Source organism: Legionella sp. (genome assembly GCF_047605385.1).
Lineage (GTDB): Bacteria > Pseudomonadota > Gammaproteobacteria > Legionellales > Legionellaceae > Legionella.
On record NZ_JASGFU010000089.1, the window covers coordinates 1 to 8,344 of the forward strand.

Below are 8,344 nucleotides of genomic sequence, written 5' to 3' on the forward strand. Positions count from 1 at the left end.
AGTCTTTAACTAAATTATTCACATCTATTTCATCTTCAGAGTGAATTTTATCCCAAGCATTCTGACTCCATTCTTGCCAATCAACAAGATTCCCTGCTTTTGGTGACCAAATCTTTCCTTTCTTTTGTGAACATCCCCAAACTACTCTATCTCCATTCTCATAACCTAAAACAGCAATGTTATTAAGCTCAGAACTGCTTTTTTCAATTTGAGATAAACCATCTGTAACATTTGGACCAAAAAACTGTGTAAAACTAATTGCACCGACTTGGGATGAACCTAAGTTTTTAACTAATGGGAGTCGAACATTATCTAATACTTTAAAGATAGTCTCACCAGTAATTTGAATAGTATTCTCACCACAAATAACTTTGGCTATGTCTTCAGTTTTAAATGCATCATGATCATTCGAATAAACAAAAACAGCTTCTCTTTCTTCATCCCAATTTAGTATAAAAATATAGTGATTGGTATCATCAATATCTTCAAACTTTCCCCAATTTACTGGGGTATTTCTAACCCCTAAAATAATTAAGATTTTGTCTTCGTTTGATATAGCATGCCATGTTTGAGCAAATCTTAAATTTAAACTTTCAAGCGAACTGATACCCCATTCCTGACATTCGGTTTTAAACAGCATAGCTGAACAAGATGGTCGTAAATTCCATAAAGAGATTTGTTTATCTAGCCCTCCATTACCTCTTAAAGAATCAATAACATCTTGAAGTTTAATTTCATTATTAATTCTTTCTTCTGACAATCTTTTAAGAATTAAATCCCAATTTGCATCTTGTGCATATAGCTTTTGCAAACCTCCTTGAATATCAACATCTGCAATGTTTGCAATTGCTGAGGCATCTCCAATTGGAGTATTACTTGATGATCGAGTAAATCGACCAATGAATTGTAATGTAATAGCTAAACTTTTATGTTGATCATGTAATGCAGCAATTTTTAAATTTGGAAGATCATATCCTTCACCTAACATATCTACACAAATGACTATACGTGAATGTCTAGTTTTGAGCTCTTCTAGCTTTTGATTGTTTTGTGATGATGTTAAACCTGAATGGACAACAATTGGATTAAATTCTGGCGCTATAGATTGATAAATTGCTAATAATTCCTCAGCTTTATGTTTTTCATTTACTCTAGCCATTACCAAATGATCGTAATTCTGAGAAATATCAGATCTAAGTTGTTCTACGGCTTTATTGGCTATAGCGATATCTGATTTTTTTAAATCATATTCTTTAATTGGTTTTAAACTTATTTTTTTGAAATATCCATCTTCCTGCGCCTCTCCAAGACTGTAATTGAAAACTATTTTTCCACCTAAGTCTTTACCGTCATTTCTGAAAGGTGTTGCAGTAAACTGTATAACTCTCTTATCTTTGAAGTTTTCACGAATATTATTCCAAGTCGAGGCAGCAACATGATGTGCCTCATCAATGAATAAATGGGTACAGAGTTCAAATAATTTTAATTTTGCAGCTTGAGATGAATGGTTTAATATTGAGGCTGTAGCAATAATTACATTCGAAGATTCAATAATCTCAATTGCTTCTTCCTCAGTTTTTAAACCATGCTTAACTAAAAAAACAGCAGGATAATTTATAATTTTAGGTATAACACCCAAATCAGCTAAACATCCAAATGTAGTAAACTTTTTAAAAATTTGTTGGCGTAACGAATCTGAAGGTACAAGAATAAGGACTTTTGAGCATTGCTGGGAAACAACAGTTGCTAACATGGTTTCCGTTTTACCTGTTCCTGTCGGAAGAATAACTGTTAGTGGAGTAAAATCTTTTTTAGAAGTAAATTTTGAAGCTATTGCATGTAAAGCACCAATTTGAGGAGGTCTAAGACCTTTTAGCCCTGAAGTCGGATTATCTTGTTTATACTGAAATTGGTTATTCCAACTTGCGGTTATTTCAGTTGGTGATAGGGGTGTGAGGGGAACTTGTATCCATGAAAGCTTAGTATATTCATTGATAGAATCTAAATTAGTATCTACTGATAATTTTAATATTGGAACATCATTAATTATCTCGGTTCGTTTATTCCATTGTTTGATATAAATAACATCAAAAGGTGTATCTAAATCAGTCAAAATCTTCCAGTAATTTTTATTTTCAGTATCAAGTTCTACAAAAGCATTGATAATCGTTTCAGGCAGTCCTATCTGTTGCATATAATTTGATGCAATTTTTTTTCTTGCTAATTCATACTGAGGCAGTTTCAGGGTTATTCTTGTCATGTTACTAATTTCATAAAATTAAAGTAATGAAATATTTATATAATAAAATTATTAAGTTAACAACTATTAATTGGATGTAGACTTCTCTAAAATTTGTTCTTAAATACAATCCATCTATAATTTAGTTTAGCCAAGAATTTCTATTTTTTTGCATACTAACAAATCAATTTTTCTAATAATGTTGTCTTAATTATTTACAATAGGGCTTTGTTCATTTTCTAACAAACGCTTTTTATCTTCATTTGATAAAAGGTTAAACATAGCCATCATTTGCATTGCTTGTTCAGCGTAAAGTTTATCTAATAAATCATTAGTAATTTGAAGTTCTTGACGATATTTATCTTTCATAGAGGCTTCCTTAGCTTTTTCTTTACGTAATCTATCAACTTCATTCAGAGTCTTATCTTTTTTAGAATTTAAGATTTCACGATTTTTTGAAATTTCAATTTTATCAATGATATCAGGATATCTGTAAGCTGCTCCTAGGCTTAAGCCTGCCTCTTCTTGAACTGATTTAATATTTAGTTTAAATCGACCTGTTAAACGTTCAGGTTGTCCTTTTTCTAATCGTTCAAGAGCATCAAGTAATTGTTGTCTAGTAACTTCGGGATTTCTAATCTTTGCCATATAAAAATACCTATTAAAGTTGATCTCTCGGGACTGTCATAATTTTATAAGGTTCAAAGTTTAAGTTCATACTCTGCATTATTTTTTCAGCAGCTTGGATGCGTATTTTGTGAAATTCGTAAATGTCATCGGATAACTGTCCTTCAATGCTTAGAACCTCTAATATGTTTATACTTTCTTGTCTTACAGCTTGAGCATAAGCTGTACTTTCAATAATTGACCAATCACAATCTACACATTCAGGAAATTCTATACCAATTCTCATACTACATGCACGATTGATACAGTACATTCCTGGAGCAATAGCATGGATGTGTTTTCTTCCTGATTTGATTTCTTTCTCAAAGTATTTAGATGACATATCCCTATCATTAAAATCTTGTTGGTACAAAAATTTGCCATAACCTCCACCCAAATTATGTCCAAGCTTTGCTTTCAATGAAATATTAGAAAGTAAATTAGCTTGCTGTCTAATTTTTTCTTGCTCTAGGTCAGAATACATTTTGCTAAAAGAGCTTGAGTTGCGTGAGTAATACATAGTCATAGCAATCGAATAATGACTAAATTGTTGCTTTAATTGTGGATAGTCAGCAAGGTGCATGCCAACTAAATAGTAAGCAAGAGAGCGTCTTAACTGGTGAGGAGTTAAATTCCATTTATCACCAATACTAAATGTTTTTTCAGGGTCGCTTCGGCGAAGCATTTCAATATCATTTGCATCAAGTTCAACAGAAAATTTTTGATTTTTTAAGGTAAATAATTTATTTAAAGATATCAGTACATGTCCAGATCGATGCACACTTCTAGGCTGTCTGAAATGAGTAAAAGTATTCAAAAACCAAGGTTTTAAACCATTATCTTTATGCCATTGTCTTATTGGGCTATTTAATGCATTTAATAGATCGTAAGCTAAATGCCCATTTTTAGTAGTTACATAGACATCATCGTGCCCTTGATAGCCTAGCGTAATTTTCTGTTGTTTGGTATGAAAAATATGAATATCAACTCCATCAAGAGTAATTACTTGAGCACCTATCTCAGGCACTATTTGTAATAACTCATTACTACGCATACCACTTAGGCATAAAACGACATATCGACATCTAGTATCTAAATTACGACAGAAATTTTTAATTTTGTTTGGAGAATCGAAATATTCATTTTCAATTTTAATTGCAGGAAATTTTTCATAATAGTCAGTTCTAATGTGTGGAAAATGTTTGTCCCATAATTTGTTCCATGTTTCTGACTTTTCATAATCAATTAATGGGACGTTAAATTTTTTCAATGCAGAGGTAAAGTTTTGGAAATTTTTATCTGACTTATTAAAAATTTGTCCTATATCACATTTTCCATGACGTAGTTTTTTTATTAACTTATCCGATTGCTCTCTTTCATACTCAAAAGCTATCTTAACTGCATGTTCTAATTGGTCTTTGTATTGATGCCAATATTGAATTTCACTGATATAGGTTTGGAGTGCAGATAGATAGATTCTAAAAGGGATGACAGGGTGCTGTTCTTTACTTGGCTGTTTTACCCTAAGTTTTTTTAAAGTTAGTCGTTCTTCTAAGCTTACAGAAAATGGTAAAAAGTCAGCTAAATCACTTAAACTATTGAGTGGCGCTAGATCAATTTCCAAAGGAGTATATATCTCTTTTTTAATAAGTTTTTTAATATGATTTATATTTAACCCATTAAAAGTGAATATTTTTTCTTGATTTAATGCACGTACTAGTTTCTTTAAACAATCAATTTTTAATCGTACTGTACTGATTCGATATGCGTGTCTTGAATGAAAAATGTAGGCGAGAGCAACAGTTTTTAACTCTCGTATAAGTTGAGGAGAAATATCATTTTCTTTAAATCCAAAATTTATTAAAGTTGTTTCCGTTCCTACTTTATAAATTCTAAAATCCCAAACTTCATCTTTAAATTTTGTAATAGAAGAGCGATTAAAATCACATGATATACTTGTATTGTCTAACCCGATCCAATTTTGTTTTTTAGTTAGATCAAGTAAATTTTCTTTAAATTCATCTTTTAGAGTCAAGTGAATATTTGATTCATTTTTTTTATAAGTAATCATCTCATATTCCTTTATAACCTAAAGAAGCTATTTCAAGATTATTCCATAAAATATGACGTCCTTCATTATCTAACTTTTCTTGGGCTAAATTTATTGTTTCTGATGGGAGTGATAAAAAAACAACCTTTTTATATAATTTAACTGTTTCACCTATATTTTTAGAAAACCTTTCTGGATAATAGAGCCAACTCTCTTCCATACACTCTATAAATGATAGCAATCTATATATTGCATCGACCTCGTTAATTATTTTTGCATATTTACAATGAATACATTTCTCATAGTTAAAACATGCTTTTTGGGACGATGTGTTACCTTGATCCACAATTGAAGATTTTTCTGAACATGATATTCCTATACCATTATGATTTTCTTCACGGTTATTCATTTCCTCAAATTTAATAACTGGTAGAGAAGATTTAAGTGCCACCTGTTTTTTTGATTCCTCAAGCGACAGTCCACTACTTACATACTCAATTGCAGATATGCCTTGAGCTATAATTAGTTGATTATCATAGTGATTACCTTCACTATAGTGTTTTAAAACAGTTTTATATTGATTACTGAGTATCTGAGATATATCAAGTTCTGATCTATTAGCTTTTCTACGTGCAATTTTTGCAGCTGTTTCACGAAAACGACTTGATGTTAGACTGACAAAGAATTCATCTGATCTAATACCATAATCACTCAAGTCTTTAGCATTCGGTATTATATTAGATTCTGATATATCTATTGGGTCACCACTTGGTGGTAGTAAGTATATGAAATCCTGTTTTTTTGTTAATTCCTGACTTTGTGCGTAAGCTACAAGGTCTTCTAAAAAGGATACATATTTACCACTTATATAAAATGTATCATTATTGGAGTTATCGTAACTAAAACTGATCTTATAGCTATCATCTAATTTCAAAATTTTTAAAGGCAATATAATATTTCTTAATTGTAAGTTTCTGTTATTATTATTTTTATCCTTATAGATGATAGCATTTAATAAATGGAAGCTTAAATTAAAAATTCTTCTTTTATAAAAGCGCTTAATAATCTTTTTATTTCTAGTGAGTGTTTTATTAATTATTTTAAGCTCATCAAACTCTATATAGCCATTAGGGGAAGATGCTATAAAATTATTAAAAATTTTAATTAAGTATGAAATCGTACTTTCAGATTTATCAGATAAGAGTAAAAGCTTATTACCTAAATTTGTATTGTTTAATATCGTAGAGTTTATCTTGAAATTTTTATTATTTTTATCAAGTAGGTATAGTAAATTATGGTTTTCACTGTTGGAATATTTCAATGATAACGCAATTAGTGTATCTAGAAATTTTAAAGATTTTCTATGTACTTCACCGCCAACTAACGATAAAACTTCACTATTAGCCCTTTTTTTATAAGCTGTTAATTTACAATATGCTCCTAATTTATCATCAATCCATTCAATAGGATGATGCAAATCTATTAGTTGACTTGAATTGAAGGCTGTGAAATAGCTCATAATATAGTAGGCACATGCCATTGCTTGGTTAAAACAAGTATCAAGATTTAATAGTCCTTGTTTTGCCATACCTTTGGTGCTATTTGATTGTTTATATACATCAAAGATAATGTTATCTATTTCTATTGTGATTTTATCTGGTACATCATCCTGTAATAATGGAATAGCTAATTTGAAGAAGTATGAAGATAATCTATTTAGAATAATTGAAAGCTCTTTTTCAGAATATGCTTCATGAGATTCAACTTTATTTTTACGCAGATTCTTAAGTTGTCGTCCCCAGTGAAATACATTTTCATTACACCATAGCAAAGCTTGTTCTGTTACAGAGAACATTAAATAAGCTGAGTTTTCCTTTAAGCCAACTTTATTATTTTCTGTCATAAGCCATAAAGGAACCGATGAAGATCCTACTAATACAAGTTGCCAAAGATAATCATGATATTGCTTCCAAGTGACCTCATTAAATGGAAATAACCCCCTATCATCACACCAAATTAGATAATTTCTAAACTTTAAAAAATTATTATATACAGTTGCATGTGATGTACCTCTATCTACTTCATTCTTAAAATTGTGAGCATAGTTTATGATTTGATGAAGACGATCTTTTTCACATGCTGTAACTGTGCAAAATTTATGATTTAAGGATTTTAAATTAATAGAAGTATCAATGTTATTAATTAATAGCTTATATTCCCAAACAGGGAAATTTGCAATGTCATCTTTATCTTGCTTGAGTTCTAAACCTACCAGTTTACTTTTTGCCATAAGAACCACCATAAAGTTCGAAAACATCACTCATGTGTTTTGCGTGATCGAGAGCTAAAGTGTTAGATTCAATAAACTCAACATATTTAAACGTTGATGTAAAACTATTATGTCCCATTAACTCCTGTAATAAAGATGCTGCCGTTCTTAGACTACCTTTTTCTTCCCATAATCTGTGTAAGGTGTAAGTTGCATAAGTAGATCTAAGATCATGAATTGCATAATTAAAATTATGGAATTTTTTAGATAAATCATTTCTTATTTCAGAAAAAGATTTTTCTATTGTATTTGAATTAAAAGGAATACCTTGACGGCTGATAAACAGTTTTCCAGATTGATTTTTTCCTTTATCTATATACTTTTGTCGTGATGAAGACCACATATATTGATATAGCTTAAACATCAACGAAGATGGAAACTCGACATACCGTTGTTTACTGAATTTTGTAGCGACGTTATTTGTAGGGCCAACTGAAATTGAGATAGGATAGTTATTTTCTGGATTAATAATAATTGATTCTGGTAATGTTAGAATTTCTTGTAGCCGTAATCCAGTAGCTAGTGCAACTTCAAAAATAAGAGCTTTGTCGTTAGAAATCATAGTTAAATGTTTAATGAATGCATTTAGATGTTCTTGATTCAGCGGTGAAAGCTTACGTGTTATATGCTTTTTCTGTTCTCTTGGTAGCTTTCTCATCAAATTAGTAGTTTGTACATTAATAATGCGTTGCGTGTGAGAGAGTACACCTGTTTGATGTATGGATACGACTTCAAGATCAAAAGGTTTATTTTTTTCAGAAAATTCGATTAAATGATTTCTACCTAAAAATTTATAAAAATTAACGATGGCTCTTAGGTACGTTTTTGCTGTAGAAATTGCTATCTGATCTGATTTAATCGCTGTTACTAAAAAATCTGCAAATCTGAAAGTTTGCTTACGGCTTTTAGAATGTGGGAATTGCCAATAATTTAAATTATTTTGATGTAAGAATCTAAAATAGAGTAGTAGTGCTTTTGCATCTGTAGCAGTATTTTTTGCCTGTTCTTCATCCTTTTTCCAATATAAAAATAAACCTTTTGATCTTGAAGTCGTATCCAT

5 protein-coding genes are annotated in these 8,344 nt (G+C 30.4%); all 5 read right to left on the reverse strand.

Annotation, left to right across the window (positions count from 1 at the left end; translation table 11 throughout):
* Positions 1 to 2,260, reverse strand: a 2,260-nt coding sequence (locus QM652_RS13120) for a DEAD/DEAH box helicase (RefSeq protein WP_415076534.1), incomplete at its 3' end; no start/stop codon positions are given.
* 186 nt (positions 2,261 to 2,446) lie between these two features.
* Entirely contained in the window at positions 2,447 to 2,887 is a 441-nt protein-coding gene (locus tag QM652_RS13125) for a hypothetical protein (RefSeq protein WP_336229151.1), read from the reverse strand.
* Positions 2,888 to 2,900: 13 nt separating this feature from the next.
* Entirely contained in the window at positions 2,901 to 4,976 is a 2,076-nt protein-coding gene (locus tag QM652_RS13130) for a hypothetical protein (protein ID WP_415076536.1), read from the reverse strand.
* A gap of 1 nt (position 4,977) precedes the next feature.
* Positions 4,978 to 7,245, reverse strand: a complete 2,268-nt coding sequence (locus QM652_RS13135; RefSeq protein WP_415076538.1) for a hypothetical protein — start codon at positions 7,243 to 7,245, stop codon at positions 4,978 to 4,980.
* On the reverse strand, positions 7,232 to 8,344 hold a 1,113-nt coding region (locus tag QM652_RS13140), incomplete at its 5' end, for a tyrosine-type recombinase/integrase (RefSeq protein WP_415076540.1). The genes QM652_RS13135 and QM652_RS13140, both read right to left, overlap by 14 nt.